General features: G+C 64.4%; 14 protein-coding genes. 2 read left to right on the top strand and 12 right to left on the bottom strand.

Going from position 1 to position 14,222, the window contains the following annotated elements; genetic code table 11:
- Position 1 precedes the first annotated feature (1 nt).
- Both J8I82_RS05895 and J8I82_RS05890 read right to left on the bottom strand, forming a co-directional pair.
- The gene (locus J8I82_RS05895) at positions 2-463 is read right to left on the bottom strand and encodes a carboxymuconolactone decarboxylase family protein (RefSeq protein ID WP_209755286.1); all 462 of its coding nucleotides are present in this window, start codon (positions 461-463) and stop codon (positions 2-4) included.
- A 9-nt stretch (positions 464-472) separates the two neighbouring features.
- The gene (locus J8I82_RS05890; RefSeq protein ID WP_209755285.1) at positions 473-889 is read right to left on the bottom strand and encodes a cupin domain-containing protein; all 417 of its coding nucleotides are present in this window, start codon (positions 887-889) and stop codon (positions 473-475) included.
- A gap of 87 nt (positions 890-976) precedes the next feature.
- On the opposite strand from J8I82_RS05890, the gene pdxR reads away from it, so the two are divergent.
- Positions 977-2,392 carry a MocR-like pyridoxine biosynthesis transcription factor PdxR gene (gene pdxR / locus J8I82_RS05885; RefSeq protein ID WP_209755284.1) on the top strand — a complete coding sequence of 472 codons (1,416 nt, stop codon included), beginning with the start codon at positions 977-979 and terminating at the stop codon, positions 2,390-2,392.
- A gap of 162 nt (positions 2,393-2,554) precedes the next feature.
- Here the strand turns inward: pdxR and J8I82_RS05880 are convergent, their stop codons facing one another.
- From J8I82_RS05880 to J8I82_RS05865, 4 genes are all read right to left on the bottom strand, one after another.
- Complete coding sequence (locus J8I82_RS05880; RefSeq protein ID WP_209755282.1) at positions 2,555-3,532, bottom strand: tripartite tricarboxylate transporter substrate binding protein; 978 nt, start codon at positions 3,530-3,532, stop codon at positions 2,555-2,557.
- Between the two features lie 124 nt (positions 3,533-3,656).
- Complete coding sequence (locus J8I82_RS05875) at positions 3,657-4,355, bottom strand: DsbA family oxidoreductase (protein WP_209755280.1); 699 nt, start codon at positions 4,353-4,355, stop codon at positions 3,657-3,659.
- Positions 4,356-4,412: 57 nt separating this feature from the next.
- Entirely contained in the window at positions 4,413-4,613 is a 201-nt protein-coding gene (locus J8I82_RS05870) for a DUF1289 domain-containing protein (protein ID WP_209755278.1), read from the bottom strand.
- Positions 4,614-4,697: 84 nt separating this feature from the next.
- A complete protein-coding gene (locus tag J8I82_RS05865; RefSeq protein ID WP_209755276.1) occupies positions 4,698-5,753 on the bottom strand; it encodes a beta-keto acid cleavage family enzyme in 1,056 nt (351 codons plus the stop codon).
- Positions 5,754-6,023: 270 nt separating this feature from the next.
- Here J8I82_RS05865 and J8I82_RS05860 point away from each other — a divergent pair, with 270 nt between their 5' ends.
- Entirely contained in the window at positions 6,024-7,022 is a 999-nt protein-coding gene (locus J8I82_RS05860) for an AraC family transcriptional regulator (protein WP_284182958.1), read from the top strand.
- Between the two features lie 95 nt (positions 7,023-7,117).
- Here J8I82_RS05860 and J8I82_RS05855 read toward each other — a convergent pair whose 3' ends face one another.
- From J8I82_RS05855 to ilvC, 6 genes are all read right to left on the bottom strand, one after another.
- Entirely contained in the window at positions 7,118-7,291 is a 174-nt protein-coding gene (locus tag J8I82_RS05855; RefSeq protein ID WP_209755272.1) for a hypothetical protein, read from the bottom strand.
- Positions 7,292-7,505: 214 nt separating this feature from the next.
- On the bottom strand, positions 7,506-8,882 hold the full coding sequence (locus J8I82_RS05850) for a CitMHS family transporter (protein ID WP_209755270.1): 1,377 nt from the start codon (positions 8,880-8,882) through the stop codon (positions 7,506-7,508).
- A 221-nt stretch (positions 8,883-9,103) separates the two neighbouring features.
- Entirely contained in the window at positions 9,104-10,144 is a 1,041-nt protein-coding gene (locus J8I82_RS05845) for an isocitrate/isopropylmalate dehydrogenase family protein (RefSeq protein ID WP_209755268.1), read from the bottom strand.
- Positions 10,145-10,408: 264 nt separating this feature from the next.
- Entirely contained in the window at positions 10,409-11,401 is a 993-nt protein-coding gene (locus J8I82_RS05840) for a PDR/VanB family oxidoreductase (protein ID WP_209755267.1), read from the bottom strand.
- A 73-nt stretch (positions 11,402-11,474) separates the two neighbouring features.
- Entirely contained in the window at positions 11,475-13,031 is a 1,557-nt protein-coding gene (locus J8I82_RS05835; RefSeq protein ID WP_209755265.1) for a Rieske 2Fe-2S domain-containing protein, read from the bottom strand.
- A gap of 127 nt (positions 13,032-13,158) precedes the next feature.
- Positions 13,159-14,175, bottom strand: a complete 1,017-nt coding sequence (gene ilvC, locus J8I82_RS05830) for a ketol-acid reductoisomerase (protein ID WP_209755263.1) — start codon at positions 14,173-14,175, stop codon at positions 13,159-13,161.
- Positions 14,176-14,222: the final 47 nt, after the last annotated feature.

The raw sequence follows: 14,222 nt of genomic DNA, 5'->3' as shown, positions 1-14,222 counted from the left end.
GTCAGGCCTCGGTCTTCGAAGCCAACGCGGAATCCGGTGCGCGGCGGAAGCTGATGGCAAGCCGGTTATAAGCGTTCATCAGGCTGATCGCCATGGTCAGGTCAGCGAGTTCCTTCTCGCTGAACACCGCGGCCGCGGCTTTGAAGTCCTCCTCGGGCACATGTGTGTCCGCCACCAGGGTGACCGACTCGGCCCATGCGAGCGCGGCTTTCTCGCGGTCACTGAACAATGGACCTGCTTCATGCCAGGCTTGCACGAGCGCGAGCTTTGCAGGCGTGACGCCCTTCTTGGCAAGGTCACGCGTATGCATGTCGAGGCAATATGCGCACCCGTTGATCTGGCTCACGCGCAGATAGACCAGTTCGACGAGCACGTCTTCAAGGCCTGATTGCATGACATAGCCGTACACGGCGCCAAATGCCTTGACACCGCCCGGCGATGCCTTGGTGTAATCCAGTCTCATTTCAAACTCCTAGTGGTCGTTGATCGTCAGTGCCTTGTCGGCCGAGTCGACTACGAACACGGCCAGCAGCTTTGCCGGCTTGGTCTTGCTCGCATTGCGGCTCACCGGATGGCGGGAGCCGGGCGTCTCGAAGAAGCTCTCCCCCGCCTTGTACACACGTTCCGGCTCGTCATTCACCTTGCTCGCGATGCTGCCCGAGACAACGTATGCATAGATGAACGACGACTTGGCATGGGTATGCGGCAGCGAAGCGCCGCCAGGCGGATAGAGAACCTCCACGGCAATGAGCGACTTGCCCGGGATATTCGGAATCTCCCTTGAAAAATTCGGCTTGACCGTGTCGCCAGTACCGTGAGCCGCGGCGACCCCGGTGAAGGCTATCCCCGTCGCTGCCAGCAGGGAGAGAAGAATGCGTTGCAGTTTCATGATTGGCTCCTTGGAGGCTAGAATCATGCGCTCCACCTGGTTCACAAAAAAGAACCAAAAACGCAATTTCTGAATGCACCAGCGGCGATGACGAAGATCCTGGGCCTGAAACTGGACCGTGCGTCCAAGACTTCACTGGCAGATCAGATACGGCTTGGTATTACCGGTGCTATCGAGAGTGGCGTACTCGTTCCGGGTGCCCGATTGCCGTCGTGGATAGACCTTGCCGCGCAGCTTGGCGTGTCGCGAGGCACCGTCAAGACCGCGTACGAGCGGCTGACCGATGCGCAACTGGTCGTTTCGTCGCGTGCCGGCGGGACCAGGGTTTCCGACCATACCGCGGTCGCAAGGCCCGTCGCGGTACCGGCGCGCTCGGTCGAGACGGATCTGCGCTCGGAGTTGTACCAGCACTTCCTGCCCGGCCCCGCGGTCTTTCAGATGGGCGTGCCGGCATCGGACTGCTTCCCGGCCACCTTGTTCGCAAGGCTGCGATCGCGTGCGGCACGTGATGAGGTGGAGGCGCCAGCGGCCTACCCGGATCCGCGCGGCGAACATGAACTGCGGCGGGAAATCGCGGCGCACCTGGCCTTGTCACGGGGTATTGAATGCCAGCTCTCGCAGGTCTTCATTACCGCCGGCTTTTCGGGGGCGCTCGGTGTCGCGCTGCGGGTGATTCAGGCGGAAGGCCGAAAAGCCTGGGTCGAGAACCCGGGATTCCTGCCCAGCCGCAGGGCCATGGCACTGTGCCAGCTCACGACGGTTCCCGTCCCGGTCGACGAAGATGGCATCGACGTCAGCTATGGCGAAGAGCATGCACCGGATGCCGCGGTGGCCCTGGTCACCACAGGACAACAGGCGCCCCTGGGTCCGACGCTATCGCTCGGTCGTCGCGTGCAACTCCTCGAATGGGCAAACCGCGCGGGTGCCTGGATCATCGAAGACGACTACCTCGGCGAACTCCAGCTCAGGCGCCGGGCGGCTCCCGCACTGGCATCACAGGATCGGGCGGGACGGGTCATCCACATAGGGTCTTTCAGCAAGACGCTCAGCCCGACGCTGCGGCTCGGCTTCGTCGTCGTGCCGACCGGCCTGGTGTCGCGCTTCGAAGAAGTCGTCGCCTGCCTTGCTTCCGCGCCCGGCCCCGCGGTGCAGAGGGCGACGGCCGAGTTCATGCGGGATGGGCACTATATGCGGCATCTGCGTCGTATGAAACGCATTTATGCAGCCCGGAGCGATGCGCTTCTGGCAGCGCTCGGTGTCCGGGGATTCCACGCCTATCCGGCGGGCCTTGCCGTCGTGGCGAGGCTGCCGGACGGCGCCGACGACAAGCGGATCGCTCGGGAAGCCTATGCCTACGGGCTGGCGCCCGCACCGTTATCCGGCTGGTATTGCTCTGCCGCCACGCAGCGGTCTGGCCTGCTTCTTGGTGTCGCCACAGCGATTGAACAACAGGTTCCGGCTGCCTGCGATCGCTTGCGACAGCTGATCCGCAAGTTTTCCTAGCGCAGCCTCACTGGCAGCGCCCTGGGACTGGTGGTACAGCGTTTCTCCCGGTTCCTGGTGCATGGCTGGCCAGGGCGCAGGCGACCGATTGGACTGTGAAGACCTTGCGAAACGCAATGAAGAACGCCTCCCGAAGGAGGCGCGAGGCGCTGCCAGGCAAGGTCAAGGCTGGATATTGAACGCCTTCACAATCGCCCCATTGCGCTCGAACTCGTCGTGCAGCGACTGCCCGAGCTGCTGCAACGACTGCGCCGCCATCGGCTCGTAGCTCAGCGCCTGCATCCGTTCCTGCATCTTGGGCGTCGCCGCGGCCTTGTAGGTGGCGGTCTGGATCTTCTGCGCCAGTTCGACCGGCACGCGCGCGGAGGCGAGCACGCCGACCCAGTTGCTGAATTCCACGTCGGGATAGCCCAGTTCCGCGAAGGTCGGCACCTGCGGCAGCAGCGGCGAGCGGTTCTTCGACGCCACGGCGTATGGCTGCAGCTTGCCGGCCTTGATCATCGGCAGCGATGTCACCATGCCGTCGTACATCACGGCGATCTGGCCGCCCATCACCTGGGCCAGCGCCGGCGCCGAGCCGGCGAACGGCACGTGCTGCAGGTCCATGCCGGCCTTCTGGTTCACGATCACGCCCGCGTAGTGCGACGCCGTGCCGGCGCTGTAGGAAGCGAAGCTCAACTTGCCGGGATTGGCACGCGCGTAGCTCACCAGGCCGGTGAAGTCCTTGGCGGGCAGTGTGGGCGAGCCCACCAGCAGCAGCCGCGACCGCGCCACCGCGGCCAGCGGCCGGATGTCCTTCATGGTGTTGTAGGGGGTCTTCAGCACGTGCGGCACTTCGGTCAGCACGTTGCTCGCGGCCACCATGATGGTCTGGCCGTCGGGCGGCGCGGCCAGCATCGCGCTGATCGCGATGCCGCCGCCGGCGCCTGGCTTGTTGTCGACCACCACGGGCGTGCCGAGATCGGCCGAAAGCTGGTCGGCCAGCAGGCGTGCGATCACGTCCATGGTGCCGCCGGCAGGCGCCGGCACCAGCATGCGCACGGGCTTGCTGGTCCAGGCCATCGCAGCCGGCATCGCCAGCGCGAGCATGGCGGCAACCGCCGCGTGGCGGGGACGGAACAGGGTGGGGCGGGTTGGCATGGTTGTCTCCGTTTAAAGATATGTGATGGAACTGGCCCATGCCAGCCTTCTCGCCGGGATAGTCATGGGATCAGGTTGAAGAGATCGGTGGCGCGCGCCGGTTCGTGTACCGGCGCGGGCAGGTTCAGCCGGCAGCCAGGGTGGCGCGCTGCTTCGCGCGCGCAAGGGCCCGCTGCATGGCTTCGACCAGCACCATCGGCGGCCGGGCGCCCGACACGCTGTGCGTGCCGTTGAAAACCACATGCGGCACGCCGAAGCCGGCGCGCAGCGCCCGCTGCTCCGGATCGTGGAGCGGCGGCAGCCAGTCAAGGTCAGGCGGGCCGTCATTGGCGCTTGCGTCAGGCAAGGCGATGCCGCACGCTGCCGCCGCGCGCCGCAGGACCTGCGGGTCGCCGATGTTCTCGGCGCCGACGAAGTAGCGCGTGAACAGCTCGTCCAGCAGTGCCGAAGCGGTATCGGGGCCGGCTTGATTCACCGCGTGGCGTACCAGCCGGTGGGCCAGCAGCGTGCTGGGAAAGGTCTCGATGCGGTCCAGCGCCAGCGTGATGCCGGCTTCGCGTGCCGCGGCGCAGACTTGCGCCTGCCGCGCTGCCAGGGCCTCGGGTCCTCCCAGCCGTGCCAGGTAGAACTCGCGGTAAGGCCGGCCTTCAGGTGGCGTGGTCGGGATCAGCGGGTAGGAGTGCCAGGCCACCCGGACGGCAACGTTCGGGTGCTCCCGGGCAAGCCATTCGATGGCGGTTTCCAGGTGCTTCTTGCCGATCATGCACCAGGGGCAGATCAGGTCGAAGTAGGCATCGACCGTAAGCGTCGTGGGGTTGTTCATGGCAGCAGCTTGATGACGCCCGCCGGCGCGTGCGTGCCTGCGGCGGGCGAGGGGGAATCAGGGCGCGGACGCGGCTTGCGCGCGGCGCCAGGGCTGGCGGGCCGGCAGCTCGGCCAGCACCTCGGCGCGCCAGGCCTCGGTCATGCGGTCCCAGGTGCCGATTTCCAGTGGTGTCCTGCCGCAGCCCTGGCAATACTTGCCGGCCACGTCGAGGCGGCAGATGTTGAGGCACGGATTGGCGGCGGGGGCAGGAGTCATGACTTCAGCGGTGTCGTGGTTTGCTAGGTGCGCGGGCGGCGAACGCCCGGCCGGAGCGGGACGCCCGCGGCCAGGCGATGCGCGTCAGGCTGCGCGCTGCGGCAGGTTCTTCTGCCCGGCCTTGCGGTTGGGCGCCATGCCGTGCGCCGCCAGGGTTTCCTCGGCGCTGTCGTACCACGTGCCGATGCGGTAGATCTCCCGCGCTTCCTTGCCCGAGGCGATCTCGCGGCCGAGTTCCCTGGCCACGCGCACGCACTGCTCGATCTGCTGCACCGACGTCATGCGGTTGCCGTGCTGGTCGATGATGGTGTCCTCGATGCCGCAGCGCGGGTGCAGGCCCATGGACATCGCCATCATGTTGAACGGCAGCACGTTCTTCAGCAGCGATTCCGCGGTCAGGGTGCAGCCATCCGGCGCACGATGGATGAAGTTGAAGAAATTGAACGGGTTGGGGCCGTCGAAGCCGCCGCCGATGCCGATCCAGGTCAGGTTCAGCGGGCCCATGTAGGTGCCGTTGCGGACCAGGCGCTCCAGCGTTTCCAGCGCGTGGATGCCGGTGAGCTGGAAGTGCGGCTGGATGCCGGCCGCCGACAGGCGGCGCAGGTGCTCGGCCACCCATTGCGGGCCGGCCGGCACGGTCATCTCGCTGTAGGCCGCCTGGTAGGCCGGATTCTCGAGCGACGTACCCTTCAGGTATTCGGGGTACAGCAGCTCCATGATGTTCATCTGCGTGGTGTTGATCGCCACGGTCACCTGGTCGGGCTTCGGTGTCAGTTCGGCCAGCATGTGGCGGGTGTCGTCCGACAGCCACTTGGCGGCTTCGCCATCGCTTTCCGGGGCGAACGAGATCGAGCCGCCCACCTGGATGATCATGTCGGGCACCGCGGCGCGCACGCCGGCGATCAGTTCGTTGAACTTCGACAGGCGCTTGGAACCCTTGCCGTCCAGTTCGCGCACATGCAGGTGCAGCACGGTGGCGCCGGCGTTGTAGCAGTCCACGGCCTTCTGCACCTGCTCTTCCATGGTGACCGGAATATCTTCCGGGAAATCCTCGGGCATCCACTCCGGGCCATAGGGGGCCACGGTGATAACGACCTTGTCCATGTTCTCGGGATGCAGGGAATCGTCGAGGAATTGCATGCTATTGCTCCTGGGTGTAGTCGGCAAGCGGTCCAGCCAGAACCTGCTGGTTCGCGGTCCGTCAGCCTGTTTTCATCGTCATTCGGATGTCCCGAAGTATCGGCGAACGGCATGAATCAATTTGACGATCCGGGACGATCGCTTGACATTTCGGGACAGTCAGGGAAAACACGATGTGCGCGGCCGGGGCAACGTTGCACAGTGTCGGAGCGATGGCGCAGAAGCGCCGTATTTTCGTTCCCATCCGCGGCATCCGATGCCGGTTTTCCAGTGAATTTCCTGTCTCCCACCGTCCCGGTTTCCTTCGTCCACGGCTTCCTGCCCGGTGCCGATCCCGCCTTGATCGCGCAGCTGGCGGCGCGCTCGGGCATTGCCGCGGAGCTGATGGACGAGCCCGCGGCGCGCGTGACGCAGGAGCAGTTCTCGACCTTGTACCGGCTGCTGGCGCACGAGCTCGACGACGAGATGCCCGGCATCTTCAGCCGTCCGCTGCGCAACGGCACGCTCAAGTACCTGTGCCTGAGCTTGCTGGATGCGCCACGGCTCGAAGTGGCGCTGCATCGCTTCGGCCAATTCTTCCGCCTGCTGCTGGACGAATTCCGCGTGGAGTCGCGGCGCGAAGGAAACGCCGCGCATGTGGAACTGGTGGAGGCCGCGGCGGGGCCGGCCGTGAGCCCGATGGCGCGCGAGCTGATGCTGAAGCTGGTGCATGGCGTGGCGTCATGGCTGATCCGCCACAAGATCCCGCTGGAGGCGGTGCAACTGCCGTCGGGGCGGCCCGCGCGGGCCGGTGACCATCTCTACCTGTTTCCCGGCCCGGTGCATTTCGGCGGCGAGCGCGGCGGCATTGTCTTCGACGCGTCATTCCTCGACATGCCGGTGCGGCAACGCAAGGCCGACCTGGAGAAATTCCTCGCACGCGCGCCCGAGGACTGGATCTTCGTCACGTTCGCCGAGCCCATGACCTGCCATCGCGTCAGGCAGTACGTGGCGGATTGCCTGCCCGTAGCGCCGACCATCGAAGCCGTGGCCGCGGCGCTGCACTGCTCCGTGCGCACCCTGTGCCGCCGGCTGTCGGCGGAAGGCACCACCTTCCAGGCGATCAAGGACAGCGTGCGGCGCGACATCGCCATCCAGCGCCTGACGCGCTCCAATGACGCGATCACGGCTATTGCCTTCGACGTGGGCTTCGACAATCCCACAGCCTTCCACCGGGCGTTCCGGCACTGGACCGGCAGCACGCCCAACGCCTACCGCCGCACACCGTAGCGCCTGCGATCGGAATTCGCGAGACCAGGTTTTCCAAAAAAACAAGGACCTGGCATGCATTTGCACAGCCAGGCCCCTTGCGCCAATATCCGGGACTAGCGCACGCGTCCGGCGCGGTCTTCGCCTGCTTGATTTGCTGACTGGACGACGGCACTGATGGCATTGATGCCGGCAGTCACCTTCTCATAGAGCGGCACACCACCGAAAAACAGGTAGCCCAGGAACACAATCACCCCAAGTGCGGCAAAGAGCAAGTCACGATCGTACACGGCCTTCCCTCACAGTTCATTACAGCACTGTTCTAAGTTTCATTTAAGAAACGTAGCGGGAGAAGGTAGAAATGTCTGCGGCATAACGGAACCTTTGCGTGCTTCGTCGGAAGCAGGTTTCGAGCAGCGCAGCGAACGCGTTCTCGTCAAGCCCAGCGGCACAGGGAATGGCACAGGGAATGGTGCGGATGGCCTCGTCCATGCGCGCTTTGTCTCAGGCCGCCTGGCCAATAACGGGGATCACGCCGAAGGCAACGGTGGCCAACATCATGACTGCCGCAGCCGACAGCGCCCATAGCAAGGTGTAGCGCTGGTGATCGCCAAACTCGACCTCGGCCAGGCCGACCAGCAGATAGGTCGATGCGACCAGCGGGCTCAACAGGTGGACCTGCTGGCCGATCAGCGATGCGCGGCCGATCTCGGCGGCACTGATGCCATAGACGGCGGCGGCTTTGGCCAGGATCGGCAGGATGCCGAAGTAAAAGGCGTCGTTCGAGATGAAGAACGTGAACGGAATGCTCAGCACGCCGGTCACGACAGCCATGTACGGGCCCATCCAGTCCGGCACCGCGCCGATGACGCTGTTTGCGATCGCGTCAACCATCTTCGTGCCCGACAGGATGCCGACGAAGATGCCGGCGGCGAAGATCAGCGACACCACCGGCACGACGTTGGCCGCATGCGCGGCGATTCGCTCCTTCTGTTCGTGCAGGGTCGGGTAGTTGAACATCAGCGCGATGGCGCTGGCCACGATAAACAGCGCAGGCAGGGGAAAGATGCCGAGGATCAGCAGCGCCATCAGGCCGATGGTCAGCAGGAAGTTGAACCACAGCAGGTTCGGCCTGGCGATCTGCGGATCGCCGGCGCCAGGCTCCTGCATGTCATGACCCGCAGGACCCGAATCAACCGAAGTGCCCGAATGAACCGAAGTCACCGAATGAACCGGCGGAGCGGTCCCGGCGCTCATCAGCGCGATGCTGCCGAGCCGGTCGCGTTCGCGGCGGCCGAGCAGGAAGGCCACGAACAGACCCCACATGCCGGTGACAATCATCGGCAGGATCATCGGCACGAAAAGCGCGCCCACGTCCACGCCCAGTGCGCTGGCGGCACGCGCGGTCGGGCCGCCCCAGGGCAGGATGTTCATCAGCCCGCCTGCCATCATGATCACGCAGGCCAGCACCAGCCGGCTGATGCCCAGCCGCTTGTAGAGCGGCAGCATGGCGGCGCAGGTGATCATATAGGTGGTCGAGCCGTCGCCGTCGAGCGACACCAGCACGGCCAGCATGAAGGTGCCAATAATGATCTTGACCGGATCGCCGCCTACCATCTTGAGGATGCAGCGCACCACCGGATCGAACAGGCCGGCATCGATCATCACGCCGAAATACAGGATGGCGAACATCAGCATCACGCCGGTCGGCGCCAGCTTCTTGACTCCATCCAGCATCATCGGGCCGAGCTCCGGGCCAAAGCCGCCGATCGCGCCGAACGCAATCGGGACGAGGATCAGCGCCACCATGGCGGAGAGCCGCTTGGTCATGATCAGTGCCATGAACACGACCACCATCGAATAGGCGAGCAGGGTCAACATCGTCTTCTATATCTCTTTGCCGGCCAGGCCGCGTGGGTGGCTGGACGGACGTGCGTGCGCCTGACTGGCGCACTAAGTTCAGGGCGCGGTCATCCCGCCGGCGCGGCAGTGCGTGCCGGAGCATGAAATGACCCTGGAGGATGGCAGTCCTGAACGCGGGCCGCCGCGCTGGCGGCTTGTCGCGTTCCGCAGGGGATGCCGCGTGCTGCCGGGGCGGGAAGTCAGCCGGCGGAAGCGATGCGTTTCACTACCGCGTCCGCGAACTGCAGCGTAGATGCCGAGCCATGCAGGTCGCCGGTCTTCACCTGGTCTTCCCTGACGGTGAGCTCGATGGCCGAGCGCAGCCGCGTGGCAAGGTCCTGGCGTCCGACGTGGTCAAGCATCAGCCCCGCCGCCAGCATCAGCGAGATCGGGTTGGCAATGCCCTTGCCCGCGATGTCGGGTGCCGAGCCGTGGACTGCTTCGAAGATCGCCACGTCGTCGCCGATGTTGGCGCCCGGTGCCATGCCGAGCCCGCCTACCAGGCCGGCGATCTGGTCCGACAGGATGTCGCCGAACAGGTTGGTACAGAGCAGCATGTCGAAGCGCCACGGATTGAGCACCAGCTGCATCGCGCAGGCGTCTACGATGATGTCGTCCATCTCGACGCGGCCGGCGTAGTCGCTGGCGACTTCCCGCGCCGCTTCCAGGAAGATGCCGGTGAGCGCCTTCAGGATATTGGCCTTGTGCACTACCGTGATCTTCTTGCGGCCGTTCGTGACGGCGTACTCGAACGCAAAGCGGGCAATGCGGCGGCAGGCGTCGCGCGTGTTGGTGCCCGTGGACACCGCCACCGCATGCGGGTCGTCGCCGACCGGGATGTAGTAGTCGTGCGCCACGTAGAAGCCGCCGACGTTCTCGCGCACCAGCACCAGGTCGATGTTGTCGAAGCGGCCGGGGACGATCGTTCGCACCGGGCGCACATTGGCGTAAAGGTTGAACGCTTCGCGCAGGCGCACATTGACTGAGCGGAAGCCACCGCCCACCGGGGTGGTCAGCGGCCCCTTCAGCGCAAGGCCGGTGCGGCGGATGCTGTCGAGCGTGTCTTCCGGCATGGGCTCGCCGCTGTATTCGACGCCGGCCATGCCTGCGCGCCGGATGTCCCAGGCGAACGGGGCACCGAGCGCGTCCAGTACCCTGACGGTGGCGTCCACTACTTCGGGACCGATCCCGTCACCGGGGATCAGCGTGGCCGGGATCCGTTCGCGTGCACCGTCTTCCATTTGCATCTCCTGTCGTAGAGTGAGAGTCGCTGGCCGGCGTCGCCTGATCCAGCTGATCAGGGCCCAGATTCTAGGAGGGGAAGGCTGTCAGCAAACTGTCAAAGTCACGGATTTCTTATCAGGGTTAACGCGGAAGCCGAATTGGCGGCACGTGCAAGTGCGGGGGCCACCACGGGTGCGGCCGCGGAAGCCAGGCCACAGAAAAGAAGAACAAGTGCGAATGTGCTGCTGTCGCTTCGCATGGCCGGGCTCCGTCGAACATGACTACAGATCCAGGACAAGGGTGCCGCCGCAACCTCGTGACACGCATGGCGTCATAAAGCTTTCACGCTCGCCATCATCCAGGATGAAGTCCTGGTGGTCGACTTCACCTGAAAGATGCCGCACCTTGCAAGTGCCACACAGGCCGGATTGGCACGAAGTCTCTACGGGCGCACCGGCTTGCTGGAGAACTTCGGCCAGGTTCTGGTCCGGTGCGACAGTCAGCGTCAGGCCCGAGCGAGCCAGTTCGACTGCATAGCCTTCCATGGGAGGACTGCCTTCACTGGGCGCCTTTTGCACCGGGGCCTTGAAGTGTTCGCAATGTACGGAAGCCGGCGGCCAGTGCGCCGCAGCCTGCTTGCAGGCCTCCATAAAGCCGCCGGGCCCACAATAGTAGACATGGGTATCGGGCTCTGGGTGTTCGAGCAGCTTCGCAATATCCAGACCGTTCTTTGGATTGCCACCGTCAAAGTGGCATTGGACCGTGCCAGTCCTCGCCATGCCCCGCAGCTCGGCTTCAAAGGCGGCGTACTCGGGGCCTTTGGCGCAATAGTGCAACGCATAATCCCTGCACTCGGCCTCGAGCTGGTGAACCATGGCTTTAAGCGGGGTGACACCGATGCCACCGGCGATCAGGATGACCTTCCTTGCGCCCTCGGCGAGCGGGAAATTGTTGCGAGGCACGCCCACCCTGACCCGGTTGGGAACACGCAGGGTTTCGTGCATTCCGCGGGATCCGCCGCGTCCAGACTCATCGCGCAGGACAGCCACGACATAGCGATGGCGTTCTTCAGGACTGTTGCACAGCGAGTATTGCCGGATGACACCCGGGGCGATGTGAACATCGATGTGAGCGCCGGGTGTGAAGGCGGGCAGCTCGTTCCCGTCGGGATCAACGAACTCGAAAGAATTGATCCCGGCGGCTTCCATGCGAACCTGCCGGAGGACCAGTTCAAGGTGGGTCAGCGCTTCGCGCTCATTGGTGGGGGCGTTCATGTGGAACCTCAAGTCTCCAGGTACACCTGCCGGGCGGTTCAGTGCCGCCCGGCGATTTCAGTCAACGGCTCGTTCAAGCCTTGAGGCTTTGCTCCAGTTCATCGAACTTCGCCTTGACGAACGCCGCGCGAGCCTCGCCTTTGAGACTGTCGGCCTCGGTCAGGATGGCGACCGCCTTGCGCGCCAGCAGGCGCCGGTTGGCGACCTCTTGCTCCATCGTGTCGGCCTGAGGCAGCTCGAAGACGTTGCCCGAGCAGTAGCTGTTCGGGGCGCCGTTGACCGCTCGCAGCCATTCCGCAAAGCCCTGGGCCGCGGCGGCGGCGTTGTTGCCGCGCACGGCATCGCGCAGCATCTTGCGGAAGGCAAACAGGCCAGCGTCGAACTTGGTCGGATTTTCCAGGGAATGCACCGCGATCGGACGCTGGCTGATGATGGCTTCATAGTCGCCCGGGGCATACTGCGCATTCTTGTAGTTCTCGCGTTCGCGGTGGTTCGACGGAATCGGCGGCATGTCCTCGAGCGTGTACTTGCCGAAGCGTTCAGGGCGGCGCATCGCGACCTGGCCGTCAAGAAAGTCGATGCTCTCGTAGCCGACCAGGCGTTTGTCGCCCACGCCGCGCGTGTCGATGCCAGGCCCCATCACGCGCCAGCCGATCATCTTGCTGTTCTCGTCGTCGACGGGCACCGTCCAGCGGATGATGTGGAACCGGCTGAACAGCTTCTTCTGCGAGCCGTCCTCCGATGTGTACGCGTGCAGGCTGAGATTGGGCAGCACCTGGTGCTGGATGCGCAGGAACATCTTGTCCTTGTCCACGCGGCGCGCGCCGGCGCAGGCCAGGCCGCGGCCGCCGTGGACGGGAATGAACTGCATGTCGGGCGCGACTTCCATCGATGCGGCGCCGACCTCGTCGAAGGTCGTGCTCTGGAACTTGCCACCCACCACGTTCTTCGCGGCGTGCAGCGCGGTCGGGTGGAAGTTGTCGGCGGCGTTGTCCTGCACCTGGAGCCAGTTGCAGTGCTGGAAGTTGCTGTAGGCCACCAGCTCATCCGTCGGCAGCACCGTGAAGTCCTGCTCCCACTCCGGGAACGGCGGCTCTTCTTCGGGCGGACCCATGTAAGCGAACACCAGGCCGTTGCGCTCGATGGCCTTGTACGCGCCCTGGCGGATCGAGCAGGCGTATTTCTCCGCTTCCTTCTCCTCGCCTTCGGGGAAGGGCACATGCAGGCAGGCGCCGTCGACATCGAACACCATGCCGTGGTAGCAGCACTTGATGCCGCGTTCCTGGATCGCGCCATATTCGAGCGATGCGCCGCGATGGCAGCAATGCGCATGCAGCAAGCCCACGCGGCCGCTGCCGTCGCGGAATGCGACCAGTTCCTCGTTGAGGATCTTCAGGAAGCGCGGCGTGTCGGTCAGCTCCATCGACATGCAGACCGGATGCCAGAAGCGGCGCATGTATTCGCCCATCGGTGTCCCGGGGCCGGTTTCGGTCAGTTCCGGGTCGTGGTCGGGCACACGGTTGGTGTAGTAGCCGCCGAAGGGGATCAGCTTCTTGACGACGGGGGTGTTGGCGGCATTGCCTCCCGTGGTCTTGCCGGCGTCATGCTTGTCGAAAGGTGTGGTGGGCATGGTAAGTCTCCTGTGGGTTTCGGACTATCTTTGACTACTGAGTTCTGAACTCTGTATACAGAGTTTAGTGGCGTGGTTTCGCCGTGTAAGTTGGGGTATACGTTGAACCGGGGCCCTTATTGAGTGATCAGTTCCTGGCTTTGTCGACCATGGCAGACTTGCGAATCCACGGCATCATCTCGCGCAGCTTTTCGCCAACGACCTCGATCGGATGCGCTGCCGTCAGCCGCCGGCGGGATTGCAGAGTCGGGCCTCCGGCGTGGCTCTCGAGGATGAATGATTTTGCGTACTCGCCCGATTGAATTGATGCGAGCACGGCCTTCATGGCGGCACGGGTGTCATCGGTGACGATGCGCGGGCCGGTCAGGTATTCACCAAACTCGGCGTTGTTGGAAATGCCGTAGTTCATCGTGCCGATGCCGCCTTCGTAGATCAGGTCGACGATCAGCTTGAGTTCGTGCAGGCACTCGAAGTAGGCCATCTCCGGGGCATAGCCCGCTTCTACCAGCGTATCGAATCCGGCCTTGATCAACTCCACCGTACCGCCGCACAGCACCGCCTGTTCACCGAAGAGATCGGTCTCGGTCTCCTCCCGGAAATTGGTTTCGATTACGCCAGAACGCCCGCAGCCGATGGCCGCGGCATAGGCCAGAGCGATATCCCGCGCGCGGCCGGAGCGGTCTTGCGCGACGGCGATCAGGCCCGGGACGCCGCCGCCTTCCGCGTATGTCGCGCGTACCGTGTGACCCGGCGCCTTGGGCGCGATCATGACGACATCGAGGTCCGTGCGCGGTATCACCTGCCCATAGTGGATGTTGAAGCCGTGCGCGAATGCCAGCGTGGCGCCAGGGCGCATGGCCGGCTCGATGACCTCCCGATAGACCTTGCCAATGGTCTCGTCGGGGATGAGAAGAATGACAAGGTCAGCGGCGGCGGCCGCTTTCTCCATCGTGGCGACCTGCAGGCCTGCAGAGGCTGCTTTTCTCCAGGACTCGCCCCCCTCGCGCAGCCCGACCACAACGTTGATGCCGCTGTCCTTCAGGTTCAGGGCATGGGCATGGCCCTGGGAGCCATATCCGATCACGGCGACCTGTTGATCGCGCAGAAGTGACATATCAGCATCTTTCTCGTAGAAAACGTTCATGGGTCTGTTCCTGTCGATTACTATACTTTGAAATCTGAACTCTGTAT

Origin of the sequence: Cupriavidus consociatus (assembly GCF_017814975.1) — a bacterium.
Taxonomy (GTDB): domain Bacteria; phylum Pseudomonadota; class Gammaproteobacteria; order Burkholderiales; family Burkholderiaceae; genus Cupriavidus; species Cupriavidus consociatus.
Note: the sequence above shows the minus strand (reverse complement) of the source record. Positions and strands in the feature narration are given on the sequence as shown.

What these genes read in the sequence shown, in the direction of transcription:
- J8I82_RS05895 (WP_209755286.1), bottom strand. Translation starts at nt 463, where the DNA reads ATGAGACTGGATTACACCAAGGCATCGCCGGGCGGTGTCAAGGCATTT.
- J8I82_RS05890 (WP_209755285.1), bottom strand. Translation starts at nt 889, where the DNA reads ATGAAACTGCAACGCATTCTTCTCTCCCTGCTGGCAGCGACGGGGATA.
- pdxR (WP_209755284.1), top strand. Translation starts at nt 977, where the DNA reads ATGACGAAGATCCTGGGCCTGAAACTGGACCGTGCGTCCAAGACTTCA.
- J8I82_RS05880 (WP_209755282.1), bottom strand. Translation starts at nt 3,532, where the DNA reads ATGCCAACCCGCCCCACCCTGTTCCGTCCCCGCCACGCGGCGGTTGCC.
- J8I82_RS05875 (WP_209755280.1), bottom strand. Translation starts at nt 4,355, where the DNA reads ATGAACAACCCCACGACGCTTACGGTCGATGCCTACTTCGACCTGATC.
- J8I82_RS05870 (WP_209755278.1), bottom strand. Translation starts at nt 4,613, where the DNA reads ATGACTCCTGCCCCCGCCGCCAATCCGTGCCTCAACATCTGCCGCCTC.
- J8I82_RS05865 (WP_209755276.1), bottom strand. Translation starts at nt 5,753, where the DNA reads ATGCAATTCCTCGACGATTCCCTGCATCCCGAGAACATGGACAAGGTC.
- J8I82_RS05850 (WP_209755270.1), bottom strand. Translation starts at nt 8,882, where the DNA reads ATGTTGACCCTGCTCGCCTATTCGATGGTGGTCGTGTTCATGGCACTG.
- J8I82_RS05845 (WP_209755268.1), bottom strand. Translation starts at nt 10,144, where the DNA reads ATGGAAGACGGTGCACGCGAACGGATCCCGGCCACGCTGATCCCCGGT.
- J8I82_RS05840 (WP_209755267.1), bottom strand. Translation starts at nt 11,401, where the DNA reads ATGAACGCCCCCACCAATGAGCGCGAAGCGCTGACCCACCTTGAACTG.
- J8I82_RS05835 (WP_209755265.1), bottom strand. Translation starts at nt 13,031, where the DNA reads ATGCCCACCACACCTTTCGACAAGCATGACGCCGGCAAGACCACGGGA.
- ilvC (WP_209755263.1), bottom strand. Translation starts at nt 14,175, where the DNA reads ATGAACGTTTTCTACGAGAAAGATGCTGATATGTCACTTCTGCGCGAT.